29 protein-coding genes are annotated in these 25,191 nt (G+C 68.7%); 16 read left to right on the top strand and 13 right to left on the bottom strand.

Annotated features, from left to right (window positions below):
* Nucleotides 1-27: 27 nt before the first annotated feature.
* The 3 genes from ACLJOO_RS18110 to ACLJOO_RS18100 are packed head-to-tail and all read right to left on the bottom strand — an operon-like array spanning nucleotide 28 to nucleotide 1,892.
* Nucleotides 28-450, bottom strand: coding sequence for a VOC family protein (locus tag ACLJOO_RS18110; protein WP_410788336.1), 423 nt, complete (start codon nucleotides 448-450; stop codon nucleotides 28-30).
* A gap of 35 nt (nucleotides 451-485) precedes the next feature.
* Nucleotides 486-1,322: a hypothetical protein gene (locus ACLJOO_RS18105; protein WP_410788335.1), complete on the bottom strand. Its 837-nt coding sequence runs from the start codon at nucleotides 1,320-1,322 to the stop codon at nucleotides 486-488.
* A gap of 3 nt (nucleotides 1,323-1,325) precedes the next feature.
* Nucleotides 1,326-1,892, bottom strand: coding sequence for a hypothetical protein (locus ACLJOO_RS18100; protein WP_410788334.1), 567 nt, complete (start codon nucleotides 1,890-1,892; stop codon nucleotides 1,326-1,328).
* Between the two features lie 115 nt (nucleotides 1,893-2,007).
* Between ACLJOO_RS18100 and ACLJOO_RS18095 the strand changes: the two genes are divergently transcribed.
* Complete coding sequence (locus tag ACLJOO_RS18095; RefSeq protein WP_410788333.1) at nucleotides 2,008-4,596, top strand: DUF3376 domain-containing protein; 2,589 nt, start codon at nucleotides 2,008-2,010, stop codon at nucleotides 4,594-4,596.
* Here the strand turns inward: ACLJOO_RS18095 and ACLJOO_RS18090 are convergent.
* The 4 genes from ACLJOO_RS18090 to ACLJOO_RS18075 all read right to left on the bottom strand — a co-directional run bounded on the left by ACLJOO_RS18090 (nucleotide 4,571) and on the right by ACLJOO_RS18075 (nucleotide 8,245).
* Nucleotides 4,571-5,395, bottom strand: a complete 825-nt coding sequence (locus ACLJOO_RS18090) for a DUF3097 domain-containing protein (RefSeq protein ID WP_410788332.1) — start codon at nucleotides 5,393-5,395, stop codon at nucleotides 4,571-4,573. The two genes, ACLJOO_RS18095 and ACLJOO_RS18090, sit on opposite strands and share 26 nt — an antisense overlap.
* 9 nt (nucleotides 5,396-5,404) lie before the next feature.
* The gene (locus ACLJOO_RS18085; protein ID WP_410788331.1) at nucleotides 5,405-6,940 is read right to left on the bottom strand and encodes an NCS1 family nucleobase:cation symporter-1; all 1,536 of its coding nucleotides are present in this window, start codon (nucleotides 6,938-6,940) and stop codon (nucleotides 5,405-5,407) included.
* A 124-nt stretch (nucleotides 6,941-7,064) separates the two neighbouring features.
* Nucleotides 7,065-7,835, bottom strand: a complete 771-nt coding sequence (locus ACLJOO_RS18080) for an MBL fold metallo-hydrolase (protein WP_410788330.1) — start codon at nucleotides 7,833-7,835, stop codon at nucleotides 7,065-7,067.
* A 23-nt stretch (nucleotides 7,836-7,858) separates the two neighbouring features.
* Nucleotides 7,859-8,245, bottom strand: coding sequence for an EF-Tu/IF-2/RF-3 family GTPase (locus ACLJOO_RS18075; protein WP_410788329.1), 387 nt, complete (start codon nucleotides 8,243-8,245; stop codon nucleotides 7,859-7,861).
* 93 nt (nucleotides 8,246-8,338) lie between these two features.
* On the opposite strand from ACLJOO_RS18075, the gene ACLJOO_RS18070 reads away from it, so the two are divergent.
* Genes ACLJOO_RS18070 through ACLJOO_RS18050 form a run of 5 tightly spaced genes read left to right on the top strand, consistent with a single transcriptional unit; the run spans nucleotide 8,339 to nucleotide 13,053 of the window.
* Nucleotides 8,339-8,980 carry a ThuA domain-containing protein gene (locus ACLJOO_RS18070; protein ID WP_410788328.1) on the top strand — a complete coding sequence of 214 codons (642 nt, stop codon included), beginning with the start codon at nucleotides 8,339-8,341 and terminating at the stop codon, nucleotides 8,978-8,980.
* Nucleotides 8,965-10,068: a Gfo/Idh/MocA family protein gene (locus ACLJOO_RS18065; RefSeq protein ID WP_410788327.1), complete on the top strand. Its 1,104-nt coding sequence runs from the start codon at nucleotides 8,965-8,967 to the stop codon at nucleotides 10,066-10,068. The genes ACLJOO_RS18070 and ACLJOO_RS18065 overlap by 16 nt, the downstream gene beginning before the upstream one ends.
* 52 nt (nucleotides 10,069-10,120) lie before the next feature.
* Nucleotides 10,121-11,143 (top strand): heat-inducible transcriptional repressor HrcA, encoded by a 1,023-nt coding sequence (gene hrcA / locus ACLJOO_RS18060; RefSeq protein ID WP_410788326.1) that lies wholly within the window; start codon nucleotides 10,121-10,123, stop codon nucleotides 11,141-11,143.
* Between the two features lie 25 nt (nucleotides 11,144-11,168).
* A complete protein-coding gene (dnaJ, locus tag ACLJOO_RS18055; protein ID WP_410788325.1) occupies nucleotides 11,169-12,311 on the top strand; it encodes a molecular chaperone DnaJ in 1,143 nt (380 codons plus the stop codon).
* A gap of 37 nt (nucleotides 12,312-12,348) precedes the next feature.
* A complete protein-coding gene (locus ACLJOO_RS18050; RefSeq protein WP_410788324.1) occupies nucleotides 12,349-13,053 on the top strand; it encodes a 16S rRNA (uracil(1498)-N(3))-methyltransferase in 705 nt (234 codons plus the stop codon).
* Here ACLJOO_RS18050 and ACLJOO_RS18045 read toward each other — a convergent pair.
* Complete coding sequence (locus ACLJOO_RS18045) at nucleotides 13,031-13,243, bottom strand: hypothetical protein (RefSeq protein ID WP_410788323.1); 213 nt, start codon at nucleotides 13,241-13,243, stop codon at nucleotides 13,031-13,033. The genes ACLJOO_RS18050 and ACLJOO_RS18045 overlap by 23 nt on opposite strands.
* A 65-nt stretch (nucleotides 13,244-13,308) precedes the next feature.
* Here ACLJOO_RS18045 and ACLJOO_RS18040 point away from each other — a divergent pair, with 65 nt between their 5' ends.
* On the top strand, nucleotides 13,309-13,638 hold the full coding sequence (locus ACLJOO_RS18040; protein ID WP_410788322.1) for an ArsR/SmtB family transcription factor: 330 nt from the start codon (nucleotides 13,309-13,311) through the stop codon (nucleotides 13,636-13,638).
* A gap of 4 nt (nucleotides 13,639-13,642) precedes the next feature.
* Here the strand turns inward: ACLJOO_RS18040 and ACLJOO_RS18035 are convergent, their stop codons facing one another.
* Together ACLJOO_RS18035 and ACLJOO_RS18030 are read right to left on the bottom strand one after the other, a co-directional pair.
* Entirely contained in the window at nucleotides 13,643-14,770 is a 1,128-nt protein-coding gene (locus tag ACLJOO_RS18035) for a Gmad2 immunoglobulin-like domain-containing protein (protein WP_410788321.1), read from the bottom strand.
* Nucleotides 14,767-15,276: a SigE family RNA polymerase sigma factor gene (locus tag ACLJOO_RS18030; RefSeq protein ID WP_238151095.1), complete on the bottom strand. Its 510-nt coding sequence runs from the start codon at nucleotides 15,274-15,276 to the stop codon at nucleotides 14,767-14,769. The genes ACLJOO_RS18035 and ACLJOO_RS18030 overlap by 4 nt, the downstream gene beginning before the upstream one ends.
* Before the next feature lie 103 nt (nucleotides 15,277-15,379).
* Here ACLJOO_RS18030 and ACLJOO_RS18025 point away from each other — a divergent pair, with 103 nt between their 5' ends.
* From ACLJOO_RS18025 to ACLJOO_RS17990, 8 genes are all read left to right on the top strand, one after another.
* Complete coding sequence (locus ACLJOO_RS18025) at nucleotides 15,380-16,327, top strand: hypothetical protein (protein WP_410788320.1); 948 nt, start codon at nucleotides 15,380-15,382, stop codon at nucleotides 16,325-16,327.
* A gap of 141 nt (nucleotides 16,328-16,468) precedes the next feature.
* On the top strand, nucleotides 16,469-17,395 hold the full coding sequence (locus ACLJOO_RS18020) for a PhoH family protein (RefSeq protein WP_166679889.1): 927 nt from the start codon (nucleotides 16,469-16,471) through the stop codon (nucleotides 17,393-17,395).
* The gene (gene ybeY, locus ACLJOO_RS18015) at nucleotides 17,392-17,871 is read left to right on the top strand and encodes an rRNA maturation RNase YbeY (RefSeq protein WP_410788319.1); all 480 of its coding nucleotides are present in this window, start codon (nucleotides 17,392-17,394) and stop codon (nucleotides 17,869-17,871) included. The genes ACLJOO_RS18020 and ybeY overlap by 4 nt, the downstream gene beginning before the upstream one ends.
* Nucleotides 17,872-17,873: 2 nt before the next feature.
* A complete protein-coding gene (locus ACLJOO_RS18010) occupies nucleotides 17,874-19,178 on the top strand; it encodes a hemolysin family protein (RefSeq protein ID WP_410788318.1) in 1,305 nt (434 codons plus the stop codon).
* 6 nt (nucleotides 19,179-19,184) lie between these two features.
* Nucleotides 19,185-19,520 (top strand): cytidine deaminase, encoded by a 336-nt coding sequence (locus tag ACLJOO_RS18005; RefSeq protein WP_410788317.1) that lies wholly within the window; start codon nucleotides 19,185-19,187, stop codon nucleotides 19,518-19,520.
* Nucleotides 19,504-20,433, top strand: coding sequence for a GTPase Era (gene era, locus ACLJOO_RS18000; protein ID WP_410788316.1), 930 nt, complete (start codon nucleotides 19,504-19,506; stop codon nucleotides 20,431-20,433). The genes ACLJOO_RS18005 and era overlap by 17 nt, the downstream gene beginning before the upstream one ends.
* The gene (locus ACLJOO_RS17995) at nucleotides 20,433-21,101 is read left to right on the top strand and encodes a GNAT family N-acetyltransferase (RefSeq protein WP_410788315.1); all 669 of its coding nucleotides are present in this window, start codon (nucleotides 20,433-20,435) and stop codon (nucleotides 21,099-21,101) included. Before era ends, ACLJOO_RS17995 begins: the two co-directional genes overlap by 1 nt.
* Complete coding sequence (locus tag ACLJOO_RS17990; protein WP_410788314.1) at nucleotides 21,098-21,715, top strand: hypothetical protein; 618 nt, start codon at nucleotides 21,098-21,100, stop codon at nucleotides 21,713-21,715. Before ACLJOO_RS17995 ends, ACLJOO_RS17990 begins: the two co-directional genes overlap by 4 nt.
* Here ACLJOO_RS17990 and ACLJOO_RS17985 read toward each other — a convergent pair.
* Both ACLJOO_RS17985 and ACLJOO_RS17980 read right to left on the bottom strand, forming a co-directional pair.
* Complete coding sequence (locus tag ACLJOO_RS17985; RefSeq protein WP_410788313.1) at nucleotides 21,712-22,698, bottom strand: GNAT family N-acetyltransferase; 987 nt, start codon at nucleotides 22,696-22,698, stop codon at nucleotides 21,712-21,714. The two genes, ACLJOO_RS17990 and ACLJOO_RS17985, sit on opposite strands and share 4 nt — an antisense overlap.
* Before the next feature lie 41 nt (nucleotides 22,699-22,739).
* On the bottom strand, nucleotides 22,740-23,723 hold the full coding sequence (locus tag ACLJOO_RS17980; RefSeq protein WP_410788312.1) for an oxidoreductase: 984 nt from the start codon (nucleotides 23,721-23,723) through the stop codon (nucleotides 22,740-22,742).
* A 73-nt stretch (nucleotides 23,724-23,796) separates the two neighbouring features.
* Between ACLJOO_RS17980 and ACLJOO_RS17975 the strand changes: the two genes are divergently transcribed.
* A complete protein-coding gene (locus tag ACLJOO_RS17975; RefSeq protein WP_410788311.1) occupies nucleotides 23,797-24,771 on the top strand; it encodes an AraC family transcriptional regulator in 975 nt (324 codons plus the stop codon).
* Here ACLJOO_RS17975 and ACLJOO_RS17970 read toward each other — a convergent pair.
* The gene (locus ACLJOO_RS17970; protein ID WP_410788310.1) at nucleotides 24,761-25,177 is read right to left on the bottom strand and encodes a PPOX class F420-dependent oxidoreductase; all 417 of its coding nucleotides are present in this window, start codon (nucleotides 25,175-25,177) and stop codon (nucleotides 24,761-24,763) included. The genes ACLJOO_RS17975 and ACLJOO_RS17970 overlap by 11 nt on opposite strands.
* Nucleotides 25,178-25,191 lie beyond the last annotated feature (14 nt).

The raw sequence follows: 25,191 nt of genomic DNA, 5'->3' as shown, positions 1-25,191 counted from the left end.
CAGACACTCGCCGCCAGACTGGGCCGACTAGGGCTCCGGGGTGACGCCCGTGACCTGGCCGTGCTGGTCGGTGGTGTAGCGGCCCGCGCTGAGATCGACCAGGACGAGTCGATTGCCGAACGGGTCGGACACCGTCGCGACGCGGCCCACCGGGATGTCGGTGGGGCCGCCCAGCAGCTGACCACCGGCTGCAGTGATCGCCTCGATGGCCTGGTCCACCGATTGCACCAACCAGTTGGGCTCGGCTGGCAAACGTGTCGAGAGGACGATCTCGGTCGCCGACTCCGGGCAGCGGAGGCCGGCCTGCCCGAGGTCGTCGTTGCGCCACAGCAGGTCATGTCCCAGCCGGTCCCGGTAGAACCGGAGGCCTGCGTCCAGGTCGGGAACCGTGAGGACGACCGCATCAAGGCTGCGAAGTACCGGTCGGGTCGCTGGAGCGTCAGTACTCATGAGGGACATCGTCGTCCGCGGGTCCGACATTTTGGCTAGGGCGGGTCGTTCTCGAACTGGAACTGCACCCGGATCGAGTTGTCCAGGGGGAGGATCAGCGTGGTGTTCGACGCGGACCAGTTCGCTGGCACCAGGAACAGCCGGTTCTCGCCGACGACAAGCAGACGTAGACCGCGATAGCGGTAATTGAACGTCTGCCCCGCACCCGCACGCAGCGCGGTCTCCTCCAGCCCGGGGGAGCGCAATGCGAGCTTCTCCTTCGTGTCGAGGATGACCACGGGGAAGCGGTTCAGGTGGCGGGCGTCAGACTTGGCCAGGCCGAGGCCGGAGTACTGGGCTGTGGTCGCGGTGGCCCAGAAAGCGCAGACGACCGTGACGACGGCCAGGAGCGCGATGAGGATCCGCTGCGGACCGACGGACGGATCAGCCTTGCGGCGCAGATAGGTGAGATAGGCAAGCGTCGCGGCAGCCAGCCCGATGATCGCGGGCACGATGAGGGCGTAGTACGCGATCCCGCCGATCAACGGGTAGGCGAGCAGACCCGCCACACCGACGACAAGGACCAGTACGGCGATCCGCGCAGCCCGCCGTACGCCGGTCGGCGTCGGGTGGATCGCGTTGTGGATCAGCAGCGCGGCGACGGCCAGCAACGTGATGACGAGCAACGGGACGAGCAGCGGTTGTGGACTCCGCATCACGTAGTCCTGCGTGCTCAGCCCGATCGTGTCGACGTCGATCCCGAAGTACTCGTACTGCGCCCGCGCCGACACGTACCCGAAGTAGAACAGCAGCGCGCTGACCAGCGTGATCGGCGTGACGATGCCTGCCGCGAAACTGATCCACCGCTCGGCCTGCGACCGCTCGTCCGCCATCGGTCACCCGCTCGACGGTGTCTCGAGCGGGGTTTCGGGCGGTAGCGCGGTGAGGGTGATCTGGCTGCCGCCTAAGGTTTTGAGGGTGTCGCACACGGTGGCGGTGTCGCAGGTCGCGACGGCAGGGATGATCAGCGAGACGGTCCCTTCGCGGGCGATCTGCTGGAAGCCGACCCAGCACTGCGGCGTGTCCTGCGCGGTCCACTCCAGACCGGTGCAGGACAGTGCGTCGGGCCGGCAGCCGGACGGGTCGACCTCGAAGATGCCGGTCGGTTCGAAGGACGGCGTACCGAGTCTGATCGTCACGCCGGCGGGGATCTCGCCGGCCAGCCAGCTGATCGGGTTGCAGTTCGAGCCGTCCTCGGGGACGCCGCCGACCGGGAGCGACGCGAGCTCGATCGACGGCTTGGTCTGCTGTGACTGCGTCGACTCGGCCTCGGTCGGCTCGGGCGCCGGTTCGCCGGTGGCCTCGACCGTGACGGTCGCGTCCGGCGGCGGCGTATCGCCCGACGTGCCGGAACATCCTGCGACAACCAGTACGACCGCAACCGTCATCGCCCATCTGCGCATGACGACCACCCCCACCCCAAGGATGACCCTGCGTGCAGAACTCGACAACCTTTTGTTCACTCTCCGCTGCGACAAGTGCCGCAACCGTGGTATCTCTGGGTGAAAGGGGGGCCGAATGACCGACCACGAGATCCGGATCGCACTGGTTCTGAACGGCGGTGTCAGCCTGGCGGTCTGGATGGGCGGGGTGACGCACGAGCTGGATCTGATCCGGCGCGCGTCCGGCGGCGACGATGCGCCCGGCCCACAGCCGTACGACGCGGTGCTCGCGGATCGCTGGCGGGAGTTGTGCCGCCGCGGCGAGGAACGGCGCCGGGTGGTGGTCGACGTGATCGCGGGGACGAGCGCCGGCGGCCTGAACGGTTCGCTGCTGGCGACCGCGATCGCGAACGGCTCGACCCTCGACCCCGACGGCAGCGGCGACGGCGGCAATGGTCCGTGGCTGCGGCAGAAGTGGATCGGGCTCGGGTCGCTCGACGTCGGCAAGCTGGTGCCGTCCGCGGGGGCGAAGTCGAGTTCGGTGCTCGACGGCAAGTACTTCCTGCGGCAGCTCGAGGACCTGCTCAAGGGCGTCGCCGACGCGGGCGAGAGCGCGGCGGAGGAGCCGGTGACGTTGTTCGTCACCGCGTCCGGGCTGGGTGTGCAGCAGTTCGAGGCGAAGGACGCCGCGGGGCAGGCATTCGTCGTACCGGATCACCGGTACCTGTACGGATTCACGAGTGAGGACGCGCCGACGTACGACGGTGCGCATCGGGAGTTCACCGTCGAGGAAAAGAACGGTCTGAAGGACACCGAGCTGCTCGCGCGGGCGGCCCGTGCGTCCGCGTCGTTCCCGGCCGCGTTCGGTCCGGTGCTGGAGACGCCGGAGCTGGCCGCGGCACCACCACGGATCCAGCCCGGCCCGGCCGAGTCCGGATCCTGGCTCGTCGACGGCGGCGTTCTCGACAACGCCCCGTTCGGCCCGGTGCTCGACGTCGTCGCCCGGCGTCCGGTCAACGGCAAGGCGACCCGCTATGTGCTGTACGTCGTACCGTCGGCCGGGATCGGCCACGCGTCGACCGCGTTGCCCGGGGCGAAGGAGCCGAGCTGGCGGGTCGCGGCGCTGTCCGCGGTGCAGTTCCCGCGGGAGGTGGACTTCCGCTCCGACGTCGAGCAGCTGGAACGTCTGCTGCTGGAGGCAGATGCATCCTGGTCCGACTCCCAGCGCCTCTTCGACCGTTGCCTGAAGCAACCAGAGGAGCGAGTCCGGCTGAAGGCGGCGGCCGAGGCGCTGCAACCGGCGTACTCGCGGGGACGTGCGGCCGGCGGCGTGTGGGAGGCCGTGACGGTCGCGAGCCACGACCAGTCGACCGTGCTGGACGCCGCGACCGCGCTCTCGGAAGCGCAGATCGACGAGATCCTCACCACCGAGCACCCGTGGGTCCCGGCTCCGGACGGCTCCACGGCCGCGCTCCGGGACGATGCCGACGGCAACCCGAGCTGGTTGTGGGGGACCGGAGCCGCCGAGCGGATCGTCCGATTGATCCTGCGTTCGTTGCGCAACCGGATCAGGTCGGCGCCGCAGGACGAGCGCGCCGACCTGGACAAGCGGCTGACCGCGGCGAGCGACTGCCTGATGAAGGTCCAGGCGGTTCGCGACGCACTCGACGTCCAACTGGCCGCCGCGAATCTCGATCTCCGCCCGGCCGGTGGCGCGGAAGCGGTCGCGGTCGGGCTGAACGACATCTTCGAGCAGTTGCAGATCCAGCGCGCGCTCGGTGACGCGTTCGCGAGCCTGATCGCGGTGATCGGCTGGGAGCTCGTCGACACCGCGCTCGAGGTCGAGATCGTTTCCCGCTGTACGTCGGCACGCACGCCGCAGCAGCGCAGCGCCCCGTTCCAGTTCCTCCGCCTCGGACCGGACATCCCGCTCGCGGTGCTCGACGAGTTGCAGGAAGGGTCGATCGCCAGCCAACTGAACGACCGCATCCTGTATGGCAGCCAGGTGGGCCACTTCGGCGCGTTCGGTGCGGCCGACTGGCGGCGGTGGGACTGGCTGATGGGCCGGTTGCACTGCGTCGCGCACCTCGGCGCGATGCTCGGTGCGGACGCGGACTGGATCCGCGACACCCAGCGTCAGGTTCTGCAGGCCGAGGGCTGGCAGCTCGACGCGGTCGCCGAGCGGATCGAACGGCTGGCCAGGGACTTCCCGGTCGATGCCGGGATGGGCGCGTTGGTGACGATGCGGGACGAGCTGAACGCGTCCGCCGAGGGTCGCAAGATCACCAAGGGAATCGCGGACCGAATGGTCGACGTCTCCGGCGGGCTCGGTCCGCAGGTCGGCAGTTGGGTGAAGGCGGCCGCGGGCCGCAAGCATCAGCCCGGTTCGTGGCTACTGCGGACGGCGCGCTGGTTCACCGAACCGGCCCGGCAGACCGTGTGGGAGCGGATGGTGCGCGGCGCCAAGCTGAGTCCCGCGCATCGACCCGCGATCTTCGAGCCATGGTTGCCCGCGGCAACAGCTGCGGCCGGCGTCGTACTGCTGATTCTCGCCGGCGCCGTCGACGCCGTCCGTCTGGTCGCCGCCGTACTGGCCGGAGCGGTGCTGGCGCTCAGCGCGGTGCTCGGCGTGATCACCTGGTACGTACGTCGCGCCCGCCGCCGGATCCGCGCGTGGATCGCACGACGGATGCCCGAGATCAGTCCAGCGTCACGAAATCGATGAGTTCCTCGACGCGGCCGAGCAGGGACGGGTCGAGGTCGGCGAAGCTGTTCACCTTGGACAGGATGTGCTTCCAGGCGGCGGCGACGTCGGCCTGATCGGTGGCCGGCCAGCCGAACGCCTGCAGCACGCCCTTCTTCCAGTCCTGCCCGTGCGGGATCCGCGGCCACGCCTTGATGCCGACCGACGACGGCTTGACCGCTTCCCAGATGTCGATGAACGGGTGGCCGACCACGTGCACGTACCGGTTCGACACCTGCGCGGCGATCTTCGACTCCTTCGACCCCTCGACCAGGTGGTCGACGAGGACGCCGAGCCGCCGGCCGGGACCGGGCTGGAACCGGTTGACGATCTCGACCAGGTCGTCGACGCCTTCGAGGTACTCGACCACGACGCCCTCGATCCGCAGGTCGTCGCCCCACACCTTCTCGACCAGCTCCGCGTCGTGCCGGCCCTCGACGTAGATCCGGCTGGCCCGCGCGACCTTCGCCCGGACGTTGTCGACGGCCACCGATCCCGAGGCGGTCCGCGTCTTCTTCGGCGGACCGGCCTTCTTCGGCGGCTTCAGGCTGACCGGTTTGCCGTCGATCCAGAACCCCGGACCGAGCGGGTACGTGCGGATCTTGCCGTGCCGGTCCTCCAGGTCGACGACGCCGTGCTCCCAGCGCACGATCGCCCCGACGAACCCGGACGTCGGCTCCTCGACGACCATGCCCTTCGCGATCTCTACCTCGACGGTCCGCCCGTTCTTGGGCTTACGCCAGTCACCCGCAAGCACGTCGTTCCCATACCTGTCAGCCACCCGCTCATGCTAATAAGTCGGAGCTGCATGCGTCGCAGTTGACTGGCGGCTCGGCGCGGTGAGTGTGAGAACGAAGTACGCCAGGAAGCCGACCACGAGGCCGACGGCCCAGGAGTAGTCGTACAGCGGCTTGAGGAACGGGATCAGGCCGTCCTGGGGGAACGGTCCGGCGCCCGGGTTCGAGTACGCGCCGCCGACCGCGAGCACTGAGCCGAGCAGGGTGGCGACAACGCCGCGCCAGTTCCAGCCGGCGGCGTACCAGTAGCGGCCGCCGGGCCGGTAGAGGTCGGCGAGGTTCAGGTTCGTCCGGTCGATCACCCAGTAGCCCGCGATCAGTACGCCGGCCACCGACGCGAGCAGGCCGCCGTAGAACGACAGCCACACGAAGATGTAGATCGACGGATCCGAGATCAGCCGCCACGGCTGGATCAGGATGCCGATCACGCCGGTCAGCAAGCCCGCGGTCCGGAAGTTCAGCCACCGCGGCAGCGCGTTCGCGAAGTCGTACGACGGACTCACGACGTTGGCCGCGACGTTGCAGGACATCGTCGCGAGGATCGCCATCACCAGGCCGATCGTCACGATCACCGGGTTCTCGAATCGGCGGGTGAGCTCGACCGGGTCCCAGATCGCCGAGCCGTAGAGCAAGACGGTGCCGGACGTGGTGATGATCGAGACCAGCGCGATGAACGACATCGTGGTCGGCAGGCCGATGATCTGCCCCCAGACCTGCGCCCGCTGGCCCTTCCCGAACCGGGTGAAGTCCGGCATGTTCAGCGACAGCGTGGCCCAGAACGCGATCATGCCCATCAGCGACGGCGCGAAGATCTTCCAGAAGTCGGCGTCCCAGCCGAGCTTCGACGGCTGGTCCAGGATCGGGCCGAGTCCGCCGGCCTTGACCAGGATCGCGATCATCAATGCGAGGAAGGCGACCGTGACCAGCGGCGCGGCCCAGTTCTCGAACCGGCGCAGTCCTTCGATACCGCGGAAGATCAGCACCATCTGCAGCACCCAGAAGAACGCGAAGCTCAGCCACATCGTCCACGGGTGCCCGCCGATCGCCGACGCCTCGGTCCAGCCTTTGCCGAACAGTTCGCCGACGATCACGTAGATCGCCTGCCCGCCGATCCAGGTCTGGATCCCGAACCAGCCGCAGGCGATGAACGCCCGCAGCAGCGCCGGGAAGTTCGCGCCGCGGACGCCGTAGAACGCCCGCGCGAACACCGGGAACGGGATGCCGTACTTCGTGCCCGCGTGACTGTTCAGCAGCAGCGGAACGAGGACGATCAGGTTCCCGAGGGTGATCGTGACGAACGCCTGCAGCCAGTTCATCCCGATCGCGACCAGGCCGGACGCGAGCAGGTAGCTGGGGATGTTGTGCGCCATCCCCATCCACAGCGCGGCGTAGTTGTACGTCGTCCAGGTGCGCTCGGGCAACCGCGTCGGCGCCAGCTCCGCGTTCGCGTACGCGCTGTCCGCGAGTACGCCGGGATCCGCTAGCTCGACGCGTCCGTCGGGGTGAACCGTCTGTTCGGTCGTGGCCATGAAGTTCCACCCCATCCGGTCGGGCGATGTCCGTTCCGAACAAGTTGCGCGACGGGATGACTTCGTGTCAACGGACAACTACCGAAAGGGCAGAACAGAAGGGCGCGGAGGTTGGAGCGAAGGGTCAGCTCGGGCCGAGAAGGGGCAGGCTCGGGCGTTGCGGCGTACCGAGGGCTTGGTAGCCGCGGCGGATCGCGTCCTGGAGTTTGTCGACCGGCCAGGGCCAGTCCTCGGTGTGCTTGAGCGCGTCGTCGAGGGGAGTGCCGGCGTGGTGCAGGGCCGAGATCGTGTTCGCGACCTTGCCCAGGTCCATCGCCTGGTCGGTGGCGAACTCGACGTCGACGACGGCGCCGTGACCCGGGACGATCTTCGCGTCCGCGGTCATCATGCCGATCGCGCTCTGGACCGTGTCCGGCCATTCGAGCGGGAACGAGTCCTCGCCGTACGACGGCGGCGCCGACTCCTCGAGCAGGTCGCCGAGGAAGAACACGTTCACGTCCGGTACGCCGACCACGGTGTCGCCGGAGGTGTGCCCGTTGCCGACGTACAGCAGCTCGACGCGACGGTCGCCGAGGTCGATGACCTTCGCGACCGCGAACGTCGTACCGGCGAGCTTCTCCTCGGCGGCGGCGTTCTCGTGCAGATAGACCGTCGCGTCGGTGAAGACGCTGTTGCCGGCCACGTGGTCGAAGTGCGCGTGGGTGTTGACGACCCATTTCACCGGTGCGTCGGTGAGCTCGCGGATGTGCTCGCGGAGCTGCTCGGCCTCCTCGGTGGTGGCGCGTGTGTCGATCACCAGTGCGCCGTCGGCTCCGACGACGAGGCCGACGTTCAGGTCCCATTCGTCGTACCGGCGGACCCAGGTGCGATCGCCGATCTCGGCCCAAGCGCTCATGGTTCCGACAGTACTTGCCCCGATTACTTGCTCAGTACGTCGCCCCTGGCCACCTGGTCCTTCGCGATGCCGCGGAGCAGCAGCCCGACGTTGTCGCCGGCCGTCGCGGTCTGCACGGTCTTGCGGAACATCTCCACGCCGGTCACCTCGACCTGCAGCATCGGCTGCCCGGCCCGGCTGAGCAGCACCTGTTCGCCGACTGTCACCGTCCCTGCCTGCACCCGCCCGGTCACCACGGTGCCGCGACCCGTGATCGAGAACACGTCCTCGACCGTCATCCCGAACGACCCGACCGGCAGGTTGTCCTGCGGCCGCGGCGGCCCCGGAAAACTGTTCGGCTCCGCATGCCCGCGCGCCAGCATCTCCTGCGGATCCATCGGGTTCGCGCGCTTCCAGAATTTCCAGCCCATCCTTCGACACTAGTGGTTGGCAAGCCCTCTCCCTCCGACTTAAGGTCGCAAGTGTTCCGATGGGAACTCCGAAACTTTCGAAGGGTGGTCGGTGTGACGACACGACGTGCTGTGGTGGTCCGGGGCGGCTGGGAAGGGCACTCCCCGGTCGAAGCGACCGACCTGTTCATCCCGTTTCTCAAGGAGAACGGCTACGACGTCACGGTCTCCGACACGACGGCGGCGTACCTCGATCTGGACGGCGTCGACCTCGTGCTGCAGTGCGTGACGATGAGCGAGATCGAGCCCGAGCACTTCAAGGGCCTGGAGGCGGCGATCCGGCGCGGTACCGGGTTCGCCGGGTGGCACGGCGGGATCGCGGACTCGTTCCGCAAGAACGTGGACTACAGCTTCATCACCGGCGGGCAGTTCATCTCGCACCCGCACGGCTTCACGGACTATCGCGTCGACGTCATTGCCGACCATCCGATTGTCGACGGCATCACGCACTTCGACGTGCACACCGAGCAGTACTACATCCACTACGACCCGACGAACACCGTCCTCGCGACGACGACGTTCGAGTCGCACCCGGACTACCCGTGGATCGAAGGCGCCGTGATGCCGGCCGTCTGGACCCGGACCTGGGGCGAGGGCAACGTCTTCGTCTGCACGGTCGGCCACAAGCTGGACGACCTGGAGACGCCCGAGGTACGGACGATCATCGAGCGGGGGCTGCTGTGGGCGAGCAAGTGACCAATGTCGGCATCGTCGGCACCGGGGTTATCTCCGGCACCTACCTGGATCACCTCGGCAAGCTCCCCGGCGTGGACGTGGTCGCGGTCGCCGACCTGGACCTCGCGCGTGCTCAAACGATTGCCGAGCAGAACCCGTCCATCCGCGCGGTCTCGCCGGACGAGCTGTACGCCGCTGACGACATTGAGATTGTCGTCAATCTGACGATCCCCGCGGCCCACGCCGCTGTGCACCAGGCCGCGCTGGCGGCCGGCAAGCACGTGTACGGCGAGAAGCCGTTGGCCATGGACCGCACCGAAGCGGAGCCGCTGCTGAAGTACGCCGCCGCCAACGACCTCCGGATCGGCTGCGCACCGGACACGGTGCTCGGCACCGGCACCCAGACGGCTCGTGCGGTGATCGACCGCGGTGACATCGGCACCCCGCACGCAGCGACCGCGTTCATGGTGACGCCCGGCCACGAGCTCTGGCATCCCGCGCCCGAGTTCTACTACCAGCCGGGCGGCGGACCGGTCCTCGACATGGGCCCGTACTACGTGACCAGCCTGGTCACGCTGCTCGGGCCGGTCGTCCGGGTCACCGCCCGCGCGGGCCGGGCGAAACAGCAGCGGACGATCCATACCGGGCCGCGGGCCGGGACCGTGTTCGACGTGGAGGTGCCGACGCACGTCACCGGCGTGCTGGAGCACGAGTCGGGCGCGCTGACCACCGTGCTCATGTCGTTCGACGTATGGGCCGGGCGGCTGCCGCGGATCGAGGTCCACGGTACGGACGGCAGCCTGTCCGTGCCGGACCCGAACGGGTTCGACGGGACCGTCGAGATCGTCACTCCGGCGCAGCGCGAGTGGACCGAGGTGCCGGTCTCCGGTGGGTACGCCGGAGCCGGGCGCGGGGTCGGCGTCGCGGACATGGCCCGGGCGTTGCGGACCGGCGAGCCGCACCGCGCGAGCGGCGAGTTGGCGTACCACGTGCTCGACGTACTGGAGTCGTTCGTGGACTCCGCCGTACAGGATCAGCCCCTTGATGTGGCCAGTACAGTGACACGTCCCGCGGCTGTTCCGTTGGGAGCGTCGCCCGAGACCGCCTAGACTGGCACTCTGAACTATTGAGTGCCAGGGAGTCGGAAAGGGTGGTGCGCGCGTGCTCGACGAACGCAAGCTGGATGTGCTCCGCGCCATCGTCGAGGACTACGTGGCCACTCATGAGCCGGTCGGTTCGAAGACACTGGTCGACCGGCACAACCTCGGCGTCTCCCCGGCCACCGTGCGGAACGACATGGCCGCGCTGGAGGAGGAGGGGTACATCACCCAGCCGCATACCAGCGCCGGCCGGATCCCGACCGACGCGGGCTACCGGCTGTTCGTCGACAAGCTGAGCACGGTCAAGACGCTGTCGGTCGCCGAGAAGAAGGCGATCACGTCGTTCCTGGCCGGGGCGGTCGACCTGGACGATGTCGTCCGCCGTACCGTCCGGCTGCTCGCCCAGATCACCCGCCAGGTCGCCATCGTGCAGTACCCCTCGCTGAACCGGTCGAGCGTCCGGCACATCGAGGTCGTCACGATGAGCCCGCGGCGGTTGCTGCTGGTGCTGATCACCAGCAACGGCCGGGTCGAGCAGCGGCTCGTCGAGCACCCGAACGACGTCGACGAGCAGCTGATCGCGGACCTGCGGTCCCGGTTGAACACCGCGCTCGCCGGGCAGCGGCTGACCGATGCGACGACGTCCCTGGCCGGCGTGCCGGAGCAGTTCGCGCCGGCCGACCGGCCACTGGTGGCGGCGATCGTCACCACTTTGCTGGAGGCGTTCACCGACGAGGTCGGCGAGCAGCGGATCGCCGTCGGCGGCGCCGCCAACCTGACGCGGTACGGCGACGACTTCGAGCGGAACGTGAAGCCGGTGCTGGAGGCGCTGGAGGAGCACGTCATCCTCCTCAAGCTGCTCGGCGAGGCGACCAACCCGCAGACGCTGACCGTTCGCATCGGTCACGAGAATCCGTTCGCGGAGCTGGCCACCACGTCGGTGGTCGCGACCGGGTACGGGTCGCAGTCGGAGGCGCTCGCCACCCTCGGCATCGTCGGCCCGACCCACATGGACTACCCGAGCACGATGGGCGCCGTACGCGCCGTCGCGCGTTATGTCAGCCAGATCCTGGCTGAGTCCTGATGATTACAACCCTCTGGTCTGGAGTATGAGCACCGATTACTACGCCGTCCTAGGTGTCAGCCGTGACGCTTCAGCGGACGAGATCAAGAAGGCGTACCGCAAGCTGGCACGCCAGTACCACCCGGATGTGAACGACTCCGAGGACGCGCACCAGAAGTTCCAGGAGATCGGGCGCGCGTTCCAGGTGCTCAGCGACCCGCAGAAGCGGCAGATGCACGACCTCGGCGGCGACCCGTTCGCCTCCGCGGCCGGCGGACCGGGCGGCGCCGGCTTCGGCCAGGCGTTCACCTTCACCGACATCATGGACGCGTTCTTCGGCCAGACCGGCGGGGCCACCCGCGGTCCGCGGCCGCGGACCCGGCGCGGTCAGGACGCGCTGATCCCGCTGCGGATCGACCTGGCCGAGGCGGCGTTCGGCACGACGCGGGAGCTCAAGGTCGACACCGCCGTACTGTGCCCGACCTGTAGCGGGTCCGGCGCGGCGGCCGGGTCCGAGCCGGTCACGTGCGAGATCTGCCACGGGCGCGGCGAGGTCACGCACACGCAGCGGTCGTTCCTCGGCGAGGTCCGGACGATGCGGCCGTGCCCGAACTGCCGCGGCTACGGCACCACGATCCCGAGCCCGTGCGTCGAGTGCGCCGGCGACGGCCGCGTGCGTTCCCGGCGTACCGTCACCGTGAAGATCCCCGGCGGCGTCGACACCGGGACACGCGTGCAGCTGTCCGGTCAGGGCGAGGTCGGTCCCGGCGGCGGTCCGGCCGGCGACCTGTACGTCGAGATCGAGGTCGAGCCGCACGACATCTTCACCCGCAACGGCGACGACCTGCACTGCACGGTGACGCTGCCGATGACCGCGGCCGCTCTTGGTACGACGATCGACCTGCCGACGCTCGAGGGCGAGACGACCCCGCTGGAGATCCGGCCCGGCACGCAGTCCGGTACGGCGATGACGCTGACCGCACGCGGCGTACCGCGGCTGCGGCACGCCGGTCGCGGCGACCTCATCGTCCAGGTCATCGTCGAGACGCCCACCAAGCTCGACGACGCCCAGGCCGAGCTCCTGCGGCAACTCGCGGCGGTCCGCGACGAGGAGCGCCCGCAGGGCCAGGTCCAAGCCACCCACAAGAGCGTCTTCGGCCGCCTCCGCGACGCCTTCGGCACCCACTGAGCCGATGCTTCGGAGGTGTGGGTAGGTGGGTGTGGCGGTGTTCTTTCGCGCTGATCTCGGCGGGGAGGAACTGGTGCTGGACGGGGCGGAGGGGCGGCATGCGGCCGTCGTACGGCGGATCGGGCCGGGGGAGCGCGTTCGGCTGAGCGATGGCCGGGGTGCCTGGGCCGAGGGCGCTGTGGTCGCGGCATCCAAGGGCGGCGTGACGGTTGCCGTGGATGCGCGGGGGAGCGTGCCTGCGGCGGCTCCGCGGGTTGTCGTCGTACAGGCGGTGCCGAAGGGTGAGCGGGCCGAGCTCGCGGTGGAGATGCTGACCGAGGTCGGCGTCGACGTGATCGTGCCATGGAACGCGGAGCGCAGTCAGTTCCGCGCGAACCCGGAACGGGTCGAGAAGACGCTCGCGAAGTGGCGGGCCTGGTCGTTCGAGGCGAGCAAGCAGTCACGCCGCACGTGGTTCGCTGAGGTGGCTCCACTGGCGACCACATCCGACGTCGCGAAGTTGCTGGCCGACGCTGCGCTCCCCGTCGTACTGCACGAAGAAGCCACCACGCCTCTCGCCGGTCTGCAGGTACCGGCGACCGGCGACGTGGTCATCGTGATCGGCCCCGAGGGCGGGATCGCGCCGACAGAGCTGGCCGCGTTCGCCGTCGAGCCCGTCCGCCTCGGCGACACGGTCCTGCGCACCTCAACAGCCGGCGTCGCCGCAGCCGCCGTCCTCCTCAGCCCCACCCGCTGGACCTAACCACGAACGGCCTGCTGGTGTAGGTGCCGACCTCCCGCCCGGCGAAGACCACCGAGTCACCCAGCCAGTACGTCGCCGCGTCGCCGAACGTCACCTGCACGCATACAGCTCCCGCACGCTCCGGTGCCCGGGCCTCGTCCGCCCGCAACCGTGCGCTCGGGCCGAAGCCGTAGTCGACCAGCTCGATCATCGGCAACTCCTCGCTAAGCTGTTAGACAGGAACCGAACACCACCGTACGACAAGGATCGAACACCATGGCCGTCGAGTCAGCTCGCGCGCGTACGCTCAGCCACGTCGAGCCGGCCGAGGTGCCGTTGCAGGCTGCGCTGGATGCTCTCGCGGACCCGGTGCGGCGTTCGATCCTGCGGGACCTGGCCGTCCACGACGACTGGACCCGCGCCTGCGGCACGTTCGACCTCCCGGTGAAGAAGGCCACCGCCAGCCACCACTTCTCGGTACTCCGCGCCGCCGGCCTGATCGAACAACGCGACGAAGGCGCCCGCCGCCTCAACCGCCTCCGCCGCGAAGAGTTCAACACAGCCTTCCCAGGTCTCCTCGCCGCCACCATCGACCGCACGGACTGAAGAACTACTTCACGACGATCGACTTGGTGTCGGTGTCCGTGATGCTGCCGTCGGTCCCCGAGATGAGGTACACGCTGACCTGCCAGGGTCCCGGAGTGAGCGTGAGCTGGAAGGCATACGGCGAGAACTTCTGGCCTTCCGCGGTGTTGGCGAAACTCTTCTTCGTCTCGCGGGTCTTCAGGTTCGTGACCTCGTAGTTGACCGTCGCCTCGAAGGCCGCCGCGACGCCTTGGACGGTGACCTTCGGCGCGACCATCTGATCTTCGGACGGCGAGTCGATCCAGACCAGCGCCTGGACCTCACCCGCCGCGGCGCGCGACACCGGGGTGCCGGTGTTGATCTGGCCGAAGAGTTTTCCTGAGGATCGGCCGGCCTCGGTGATCTGGATCGGGGTCTTGTTGTCCTGGAGTGCGCCTTGGACGGTGTAGACGAGCTGCTGGGTGGCGACCCTGGCGAGGTCGGCGTCGAGAGTGGCCTTCGGGAGTTGTTTGAAGTCGACTGTGACGATGCCGTTCGAGCGGGTGACGGTGTTGACGGCTGCGCCGCGCCAGACCGAGTAGTAGTCCGGGTCGTTCGGCTGCTTGGTGGTCATGATGCGGACCGCCTGCTCGGCGGGGCGGCCGCTGACCTTGGCCCAGGTGCGGTACAGGCGGGCGGCCGACTTCTTCTGCGCGCCGACCTGCTGGCCGAGCCAGTAGACCGGGACGACCGTGCTCTTGACCTCCGGCTCGGGTACGCCGCGATCCGTCGGCTCCGCGGTCTTCGCGGATGGCGCCGTGCTCGGCACCTCGGTCGGCGCCTGGGACGGTTCGGGGGAGACCGTCAGTTCCGACGGGGTCGGGCTCGGAGGCAGGCCGGTCGCGGTGGTCGTCGTACCGGAACCGGCTACCGCGTCGCCGTCGTTGGCGGTGTTCTCGGAGCCGTTGAGCATGGTGAAGGCGCCGATCGCGGCGGCGGTGCCCGCTGCGGCGAGGCCGGCGGTCAGGAGCCAGGGGCGTCGCGCGGCGGGGCGCTGGGCGTGCGCGCGGGCGCGGATCTCCGGCAGCGCGTCGGACGGCTCGATCCGGTCCGCCTCCTCGTGGAGGGATCGCCGCATCAGCTCGTCGAACGGATCGTTCTGGTTGTCGTTCATACGTTCTGCTCCAGGAGCTGGCGCAGCGACTTGCTCGCGCGCGCGGCGTGGCTCTTCACGGATCCCCGGCTGATGCCCATCGTGTCCGCGATCTCGGCCTCCGAAAGGTCACCGTAGTAGCGCAGGACCATCACTGTGCGTTGCTTCTCCGGGAGGGTCCGCATCGCCTCGATCACCCGGTCCGTCTCCGCGGTCCGCAGTACTGCCTGTTCGGCGCTCGGCTCATCGGGAAGGGTCCGAGGGGTGTGCTTGTCCACCACCACCAGGTGGCGCTGGCGGGAGCGGCAACGGTTCACCACCGCGGTCCGCAGGTACGCGAGCGCCTTGTGCGGGTCGCGCAGCCGGTTCCAGCGGCCGTGCATCGCGACGAACGCGTCCTGCACGATCTCTTCCGCCGTACCGGTGTCACGCAGCAGCAGGGCGCCGAGGCGGACCAGCGAGGTGTAGTGCGCGGTGTAGACAGCCGTCAGCGCCTCGTCGGCATCCCACGAGGACTCATGTGTCACGCACTCTTCGTACACCACGGCCGGTTGTGCCACGAAAAGACGACGCAAAGACCCCGTCCCAGGTTGACAACAGGTTGGCCCAAACCAGTGGCAACCTGGATCCATGAAGCAGCGTGGTGACGGCCAGTGGTCGGGCCATCACGACATCACGTACGCCGCGGTCGCCCGGCTGTACGAGAACCTGGCGGGTCCGGACGGGACCATCCGCGGCATGCAACTGGAGGAGTACGCCGCGGCGCTCGACAAGGCCCAGGCGCATCAGGACCGTCCGCTCGGCGCCGGCGTGATCGAGAACTACGGCGGATCGGGGAACTCCGTCCCGTACGTCGGTCCCGGCCCGACTGCGCACTCGGCGTACGTGAATCCGAACGCGCAACGCGAGCACTTCATGGCGGACCCGTACCGCAAGGGCCTGGACAACCTGCACATCAACACCGAGTACATCTACGACGAGCTTGCACAGGCGTCCGCGGCCGACGAGTTCCGGCATCTCGGCGCGGCCGCGCACGCCCTGCAGGACAGCTACTCCGGCGCGCACGCCTGGCGGGCGGACTCGGTGTACGACGGCGACCCGACCGCGCCGGTGGTGTCGTTGCACGTGTTCACGCCCATGCATGCGGTGGGTTTCGACGACGGGAAGAACACCCACGCCGACGAGTTCGACACGCCGCCTGCCACCTCGGGATCGACCCGCGCCGCGATCGAGGCGACGTACCGGATGCTGCGCAGCTACGAACTCAACCACGACCTCGCTCCGGAGGCGGCGGACCGGGCCCGGCGCAACGACATGGCGCCGATGCTGCGCCCGTCGCCGTCCGGTGTCACCGTCAACTGGTTCCCCGGCCGCGAGTGGGCCCTTGAGCGGAACCGCCGGCTGGCTCTCGAGCACGGGGTGCTCCAGCCCGGCCCCGAGGCCGACGAGATCGCCCGCCTCGCCGGTGTCCTGGCCCCGAACGCCGCAGCGGGGGCGACCCCGGCGAAACCGCCCGAGCGGCGCCCCGGAAGCGTGTCCCGGGGAATTACGAGTGAGGGTGTCGGACGAGACGGCTAGCATGGGTGGACTACTTCATCGGCATCAGGAGGGAACAGGCTGTCCAGGCCACGCAGTATCGAACCGGAGGCGCGCCCCAACGGCGCAGCCGCCGCGAGCACACAGGCGTCACACAAGATCGTCGTGCCGAACAGCATCGACATGGTGGCCCTGCTCGGAGCCCGGGACGAGTTCCTCCGCATCGTCGAGAAGGAGTTCGCCGCCGACATCATGGTCCGCGGCAACGAGATCACGCTGAACGGCGAGCCGGCCGAGCTGGCCCTGGCCGAGCGGCTGATCGACGAGCTGATCGCTGTGATCCGCACCGGGCACGGGCTGACCGCCGACTCGGTCGAGCGCAGTATCGCGATGATCAAGCAGGCCACGGCCGAGAGCCCGGCCGACGTGCTGACGCAGAACATCCTGTCCAGCCGCGGCCGCACGATCCGGCCGAAGACGCTGAACCAGAAGCGGTACGTCGACGCCATCGACAAGAACACGATCGTGTTCGGGATCGGCCCGGCCGGTACCGGCAAGACCTACCTGGCGGTCGCCAAGGCGGTCCAGGCGCTGCAGGCCAAGGAGGTCAACCGGATCATCCTGACCCGGCCGGCCGTCGAGGCCGGCGAGCGGCTCGGGTTCCTGCCCGGCACCCTGTCGGAGAAGATCGACCCGTACCTGCGGCCGCTGTACGACGCCCTGCACGACATGCTCGATCCGGAGTCCATCCCGCGGCTGATGACCGCCGGCACGATCGAGATCGCGCCGCTGGCCTACATGCGCGGCCGGACGCTGAACGACGCCTACATCATCCTGGACGAGGCGCAGAACACCTCGCCGGAGCAGATGAAGATGTTCCTCACCCGGCTCGGGTTCGGCTCCAAGATGGTCGTCACCGGCGACGTCACCCAGGTCGACCTGCCGAACGGGACCCACTCGGGGCTGCGGGTCGTGCAGGACATCCTCGAGGGCGTCCAGGACCTGACGTTCTGCCGGCTCACCTCGCACGACGTGGTCCGGCACAAGCTGGTCGGGCGGATCGTCTCGGCGTACGAAAACTATGAAGGTAGTGCTGACAACCACCGATGAACGTCGAGGTCAACAACGAGTCCGGGGTCGAGATCGACGCACACGGACTGATGCGGCTCAGCCGGTTCGTGCTGTCGTCGCTGCGGCTGCACCCGGAGTGTGAGCTGTCGATCAAGCTGGTCGACGAGGACACCATGGCGCGATATCACGTCGAGTTCCTGGACCTGCCGGGTCCGACCGACGTGATGTCGTGGCCGATGGACGAGCTGCGGCCGGGTTCCGACAGCGACGCCGACGAGGACCTGCCGCTCGGGCACCTCGGCGACATCGCGCTGTGCCCGACGGTCGCCGCGGCGCAGGGCGCGAAGGCCGGCCACGGTACGTGGGCGGAGCTCGAGTTGCTGACGGTGCACGGCATCCTGCACCTGCTCGGGTACGACCATGCGGAACCCGCCGAGAAAGCGGAGATGTGGGACGTCCAGGGCCGCCTGCTGGAAGCATGGCGAGCCCCTGGAAACCGGCTAGAGGGTGTCTGACGATGACTTCCCACGACCTTGTTCTCCTGGTTGTGGCTGCGGTGCTCGTTCTGCTGGCCGGGTTGTTCGCCGGGGCCGAGGCGGCGTTGTCGTCGTACTCGAAGGTGCGGGCGAACGAGCAGGTCGAGCTGGGCAACCTGCGGGCGGTCCGGCTGCGTGACCTGCTGTCCGACGCCCCGCGGTACCTGAACTCGCTGCTCCTGCTCCGGCTGATCTGCGAGATCACCGCGATCGTGCTGGTCACCCAGGCGCTGTCCGGCGTGCTCGACGTGACCTGGGAGCACGTGCTGATCACCGCCGTGGTGATGGTGCTGGTGTCGTACGTGATCATCGGGGTCGCGCCGCGGACGCTCGGCCGGCAGCACTCGGACCGGTTCGCGATCGTGTCGGCCGGCCCGGTGATGGCGCTGACCCGGATCCTCGGGCCGCTGCCGAAGTTCCTGATCCTGATCGGTAACGCGCTGACCCCGGGCAAGGGGTTCGCCGAAGGGCCGTTCGCGACCGAGGCCGAGCTGCGGGCGCTGGTCGACTACGCGGAGAAGTCCGCGGTGATCGAGTCCGGCGAGCGGCAGATGATCCACTCGGTGTTCGAGCTCGGCGACACCATCGTCCGCGAGGTGATGGTGCCGCGCACGGACATGGTCTACATCGAGCGGCACAAGAAGCTCCGCCAGCTCACATCGCTGGCGCTGCGCTCCGGGTACTCGCGGATCCCGGTGATCGGCGAGTCGCTCGACGACATCGTCGGCGTCGTCTACCTCAAGGACGTGATGCGCCGGGTGTACGACAACGCCCAGGCCGAGTCGACCGAGCGGGTCGAGTCGGTGATGCGGCCGTGCATGTACGTCCCGGACTCCAAGCCCGTCGACGAGCTGCTCCGCGAGATGCAGGCGGCCCGGATGCACCTGGCGATCGTCGTCGACGAGTACGGCGGTACGGCGGGACTCGTCGCGATCGAGGACATCCTGGAGGAGATCGTCGGCGAGATCACCGACGAGTACGACGAGGACCCGGACTCGGTGCAGCAACTGTCCGACGGCGCGTACCGGGTGTCGAGCCGGTTGCCGATCGACGAGCTGGGCGAGCTGTTCGGCGTACCGCTGGACGACGACGACGTCGACACCGTCGGCGGCCTGATGGCCAAGCTGCTCGGCAAGGTGCCGATCCCCGGCGCCGAGGTCGGGATCGAAGGTCTGTCGCTGACCGCGGAGCGGCCGTCCGGCCGCCGGAACCAGGTAGGTACGGTTCTCGTACGGCGCGAGGAGCCGACTCCCGCCCCGCAGGACCAGAACCACCAACACGCCTAGGAGCCTTTGTTGTCAGACCTCTCCGCTGAGGACGCCAAACTCGTCACGCTCGCCCGCGCTGCCCGGGCGCGTACCCGGGCCGCCGAGGGTGCCGCCGTACGGGACTCCGACGGGCGGACGTACTCCGCTTGCACGGTCGCGCTCGACACGGTCGAGCTGACCGCGCTGCAGCTGGCTGTGGCGATGGCGCTCGCGTCCGGGGTGAAGGGTCTCGAGGCGGCTGCGGTGGTCACCGAGGCCGAATCCGCCGATGTCGGCGTCGTACGGCACTTCGCCGGCGCCAACATTCCCGTAGTACTTGCTCTTGGCACTGGAGAGGTCCGCGATGTCGTCCACACCTGAGAACTTCAAAGCAGGTTTCGCCTGCTTCGTCGGCCGGCCGAACGCGGGCAAGTCCACCCTCACCAACGCCCTGGTGGGGAAGAAGATCGTGATCACGTCGTCGAAGCCGCAGACCACCCGGCACGCGGTGCGCGGCATCGTGCACCGGCCGGACGCGCAGCTGATCCTGGTCGACACACCCGGTCTGCACAAACCGCGCACGCTGCTCGGTGAGCGGCTGAACGACCTCGTGAAGTCCACCTGGGCCGAGGTCGACGTGATCGCGGTCTGCCTGCCGGCCAGCGACAAGATCGGCCCGGGCGACCGCTTCCTGGCGGCCGAGGCGGCGAAGGTCGCGAAGACCCCGAAGGTCGCGCTCGCCACCAAGGCCGACCTCGTCGAACCCGACCGGATGGTCGAGCACCTGGCCGACATCCAGGCGCTCGGCGAGTCCTCCGGCATCGAGTGGGCCTCGATCGTCCCGGTGTCCGCGACCTCCGGGTACCAGGTCGATCTGGTCGCCGACGAGCTCGTGAAGCTGCTGCCGTCCGGTTTCCCGCTCTACCCCGACGGCGACATCACCGACGAGCCCGAGGAGACGCTGGTCGCGGAGCTGATCCGCGAGGCCGCGCTCGAAGGCGTTCGGGACGAGCTCCCGCACTCGATCGCGGTGACGATCGACGAGATGGGGCTGCGCGAGGACCGGCCGGAGGACAAGCCGCTGCTGGACGTGTACGCGAACATCTTCCTGGAGCGGGAGAGCCAGAAGGGCATCGTGATCGGCCACAAGGGCGCGCGGCTGCGCGAGGTCGGCGCAGCGGCCCGGCGGCAGATCGAGGCGTTGCTCGGTACGCCGGTGTACCTCGACCTGCACGTCAAGATCGCGAAAAACTGGCAGACAGACGCGAAGAACCTGCGCAAACTGGGATTCTGATGAGCCTGCGCAATCCCGTGTACGCCGCCCTGACCGGGCCGCACGCGTCGTTCGCCGAGGTCCGCGGCAACGCCCGCCGCTACCCGTCGGCGGTGGCGCCGTTCCTTGCGCTGCCCGACGTACCGACCGAGCAGGACTGGGCGGACGCGGCCGAACTCGTCGGACCCGGCACCGTGGTCGCACTGATGCGCCCAGAGTTTCCGGTCCCGGACTCCTTCAAACTGGACCGCCGGTTCGACCTGGTGCAGTTCGTGGCGCCGGCTTCGCTTGCGGCAGCGGATCCCGAAGCGGTGGTCCTCGGCGTCGACGATGTGCCGGACATGCTCGGCCTCGTCGCCCTGACCGACCCGGGCCCGTTCCGGAGCCGCACGATCGAGCTCGGCACCTACGTCGGTGTACGCCGTGACGGCGAGCTGATCGCGATGGCCGGTACGCGGTTCGCGCTCCCCGGGTATACGGAGATCAGTGCCGTCTGCACGCATCCGTCGTACCAGGGCCAAGGCCTCGCCAGTCGGCTGATCCGCGCGGTCGCGGCGCGCATCACCGCTGCCGGCCAGACCCCGTTCCTCCACACCGGCGGTTCCAACACCAACGCGATCCGCCTCTACAAGGGGCTGGGTTTCGAGCTCTCCAACGAAATGAAGGTCACCCTGGTCGAGCCGGTATGACGGACCTCGCCCACGTTTACTGGCTTGGCGGCGGCACCGGAGCCGGTAAGTCGACGATCTCCCGGCGCCTCGCGGACCGGTACGGCCTGCGCCGCTACGACACCGATCGGTCGATGGGCGATCACACGGCGCGCAGCGATCCCCGTGCGACGCCGTACCTGCAGGACTTTCTCGCGATGGACATGGACGAGCGGTGGGCGAACCGGTCGCCGGAGGTCATGCTCGACACGTTCCACTGGTTCCGTGGTGAGGCCTTCGAGCTGATCGTGGAGGATCTGCTCAGGCTGCCGGCCGAACCTGTCGTGGTGGAGGGGTTCCGCCTGCTGCCGGAGCTGGTCGCGCCGCTGCTGGCCGATCGGCGGCAGGCCGTGTGGTTGCTGCCGACGCCTAGCTTCCAACGGGCTGCTTTTGAGCAGCGTGGGTCGCTTTGGTCGATTGCTGGGCGCACGAGTACGCCGGAACGGGCCTTGGGCAACCTGCTGGAGCGGGACCGGATGTTCACCGCACGAGTCGCCGGTGAGACCTACCGCCTTGGTCTCACCGGGCTCGTGGTCGGGACCGGTGAGACCGAGGACGAGTTGGCCGACCGGGTGGCCTGCTTGTTCGGGCTCTAGACCGTCTTCTGGTAGGCCAGGAATCGGGCGACGATCTTGTAGTTGAGCTGTTCGTTGATGCCGATCATGTGGCCGTTGGACTCGGCGTTCCAGGTGTCGACCTGGGTCAGCGCGGGCTCGGCGTCACGGAGCTCCAGCAGCATGGCCGACTTCAGCAGCGCGCCCAGACGATGTCCCCGGTGCTCGCGGGCGACGGCGGTGTCGTGCTGCTCGCCGATGTGCGGGCGCTCGCGCTCGACCGCGATCACCGTGTGCCCGGCGAGCGCGCCGGTGGCCTTCTCCCGGGCGACGACGCGGTACACGGTCCGGTCGCTCTTCGCCTGCGCCTCCTCGTACGCGCGCAGCCGCTCACGGCTGTACACGTCGTCCTCCATGTCCAGGTCGTCCTTCGGGGCGTCGTTGATCGACTCGGTCACCGCGATCATCCCGTCGAGCATGTCCTCGGGCAGCGATCCGGTGAGCGTGATCAGCTCGTACGCCGACGCGGCCGCGACGGACTCGTCGTAGATCCGCTGGACGAGTCCCCAGTCCAACCCGGCGAGATCCTGGCGCCGGTTGACCTCGACCGCCTTCTGCTCGAATCCGTGCCGCCGGGCGAACGCCTCGGCCTTCGGCAGGTCGAGTCCACCGAAGCCGATGGTGTCCCGGCCCAGTTCGCCGGTCACCTTCTCGCCGTACTCGATCAATGCGGACCCGATCCCGCGACCACGGTGATCCGGATGGACCTTGACGTCGATCCAGGTCTGGTTGGTGTTGTCGTACGTCGGCACGTCGACGGTCAGCAGGCCGACCGGGGTGCCGTCCTCGCGGGCCAGGTAGGCGCGCGGTGGCTCCAGGTCCCAGCCGTACCGCAGCATGTTCGCGAAACTCCGCGGTGTGTGCTGCAGAACCTCGGGGCAGTCCAGCTTCCAGCCGGCCGAGTCGACAGCCACGGCGTCCGCACAGCCGACCTCGTCGTCGGGTGACAGTTTGGTGATCTCCACGCCCACAGCGTCCACCGACAAGACCGGTTACCGCATCTGGTTTATCCGCGGTCGAGAAGTTCCTCGCTGAGTTTCCACAACCGCCGCGCGCTGTCGCGGTCGATCGCGTACGGCAGTACGCCGAACGCGCCCGGAGTCACCGCCAGCACATCGGTGTCCGGTACGTCGGACCTGTGCACCGTTGCGATATCGACGTCCTCGCAGTACACCCCGCCGTACCCCTCGAGCTGTGGACTCGCCGCGCACCACACCTGCGTCGCCGCGCCCTGCTCGGCCGTCTTCAGGCCTCGTTCCGGGTCGATGATCGGCTCGTAGTTCTCGTCCAGGAAGCCGCCCTGGCGCAGCGTCTCGTGGTTCGAGTACCTGGTCAGGTGCGTGATGATGCTGCCCGGATGGACGGCGAACGCGCGGATCCCGTTGGCCCGTTCGCGCTCGTCCAGTTCGACGGCGAACAGGACGTTCGCGGTCTTCGACTGCCCGTACGCCGTGTACGGCGCGTACTCGCGATGCTCGAAGTTCGGGTCGTCGAAGTGGACGTCGCTGTACCGGTGCCCGCGCGACGAGACCGCGACCACCCGCGCGCCACCGGCCTGCCGCAACGCCGGCAGCAACCGCGTCGTGAGCTGGAAATGCCCGAGATGGTTCGTCGCGAACTGCGACTCGTACCCGCGGGCGTCCCGGGTCAGCGGGTTCGCCATGATCCCGGCGCTGTTCACCAGGATGTGCAACGCCCGCCCGCTCGCCAGGAACCGGTCGGCGAACGCATCGATGCTCGCCGGATCGAGCAGGTCCAGCTCCTCGACGACAACCCCGTCGATACCGTCCATTGCGGCGGCGGCCAGCGCGACGTCACGCGCCGGCACGATGACGTCCGCACCCGCGGACCGGAAGGCGCGGACAGTCTCCTTGCCCAGCCCGGAGTACCCGCCGGTGACGATCGCGACCTTCCCGTGCAGGTCGATGCCTTGCAGTACGTCGTACGTCGTCGACGCGGCAGTGAATCCAGATCCCATTGGTGTTTGCATGCTTCAACGCTAGGGTCCATCACCCGGACGCAGAATGCTTGAGAGTGCCGACAACTTGCGCGATAGTACGGATATGGTCGATCCGCTCACCGACACCCTCGCGTTGACCGAGGCGCACTGCCACGTCTCGCGCGGTTTCGAGGCGATCGGCGAGTGGGCGTTGCGCTACCCGGCCACGAACCGGCTCAAGTTCAGCGCGACGGTCGAGGGCACGTGCTGGATCGACTTCGACGATCTGGATGTCGGCCGGATCGAGCTGGAACCCGGCGACGTCGTGCTGTTCGACGGCCGGCACGAGTTCGTGAAGGGCAACTCGGACACCGTCCCGATCGGCGACGCGATCGAAGCCTTCGGATCCGCCGACGGGCCGATCGCCCGCTTCGGTGACGGCGTCGGTACCGGACTCGGTGCGAAAGTCGTTGGCGTTGGCGGCCACGTCTCGCTCAATCGCACCGGTGACGAGCTGCTCAGGCGCGCGCTCCCGCCGGTGATCCATCTGCGGGCCACCGACGAGCGGGCCGCGACGTTCCGCTGGCTGCTGAACCGGTTGTCGCGCGAGGCATCGACCTCCGAACCCGGTGCGCGCCTGGCCGCGGACGATCTCGCACACCTCCTCTTCCTGGAGGCCCTGCGCGCCTGCCTCGCCGAGGCCGACGCACTGCCCGTCGGCTGGCTGCGCGCGATCGCCGACGAACGCATCGCGCCGGCCCTGCGCCGCATGCACGACCAGCCCGGCCGCGCGTGGCAGCTCGACGAGCTCGCACACGCCGCGGCGATGTCCCGGACCACGTTCGCCGAACGCTTCCGTACCGTGGCCGGCGTCCCGCCGCTCACGTACCTGCTCAACTGGCGCATGCGCCTCGCCGAGCGCGCCCTGCGCGACGACGACCAGCCGCTGTCCGCCATCGCGCACTCACTCGGCTACACGTCGGACAGCGCGTTCAGCAACGCCTTCAAGCGCGTCAACGGTGTCGCTCCACGCCGCTACCGCCAAGCCGCTCGGGCGGACCGGCTGACTGACGATGCGGAAGCTGCTGTCACGGCGTAGGCATGCCGTACGCATGCTCGACGGTCATCGAGAACATCAACCGCTTGTCGCGCACCATCACCGCGCGGTACTCGTCCCAATCCGGGTGCTCGCCCGACGCGGTCCGGTAGTAGTCGACCAGGTCGTCGACCACTGGGTCGTGCGGGTCGGCGGCGACCGGGCTGAGCTCGGCCTTGCCCTCGAGTACGACGTACGAGCGGCCGCGCGGCCCGTCGACGTACAGGCTGGCCCGCGGGTCACGGCGCAGGTTCTTGGTCTTCGCCCGCCCGTCGGTGAGCGACACGCGCACGCGCGTCCCGTCGTACACATACGTCACGTTGGACAGCTGCGGCCGGCCGTCACGTTTGATCGTGACCAGTACGCCGAGTCCGTGGGTCCCGATCCGGTCGAGGAGAGAATCCGTCATACCGCAAGCTTAAG

This window comes from Kribbella sp. C-35, assembly GCF_046549195.1.
Lineage (GTDB): Bacteria > Actinomycetota > Actinomycetes > Propionibacteriales > Kribbellaceae > Kribbella.
Note: the sequence above shows the minus strand (reverse complement) of the source record. Positions and strands in the feature narration are given on the sequence as shown.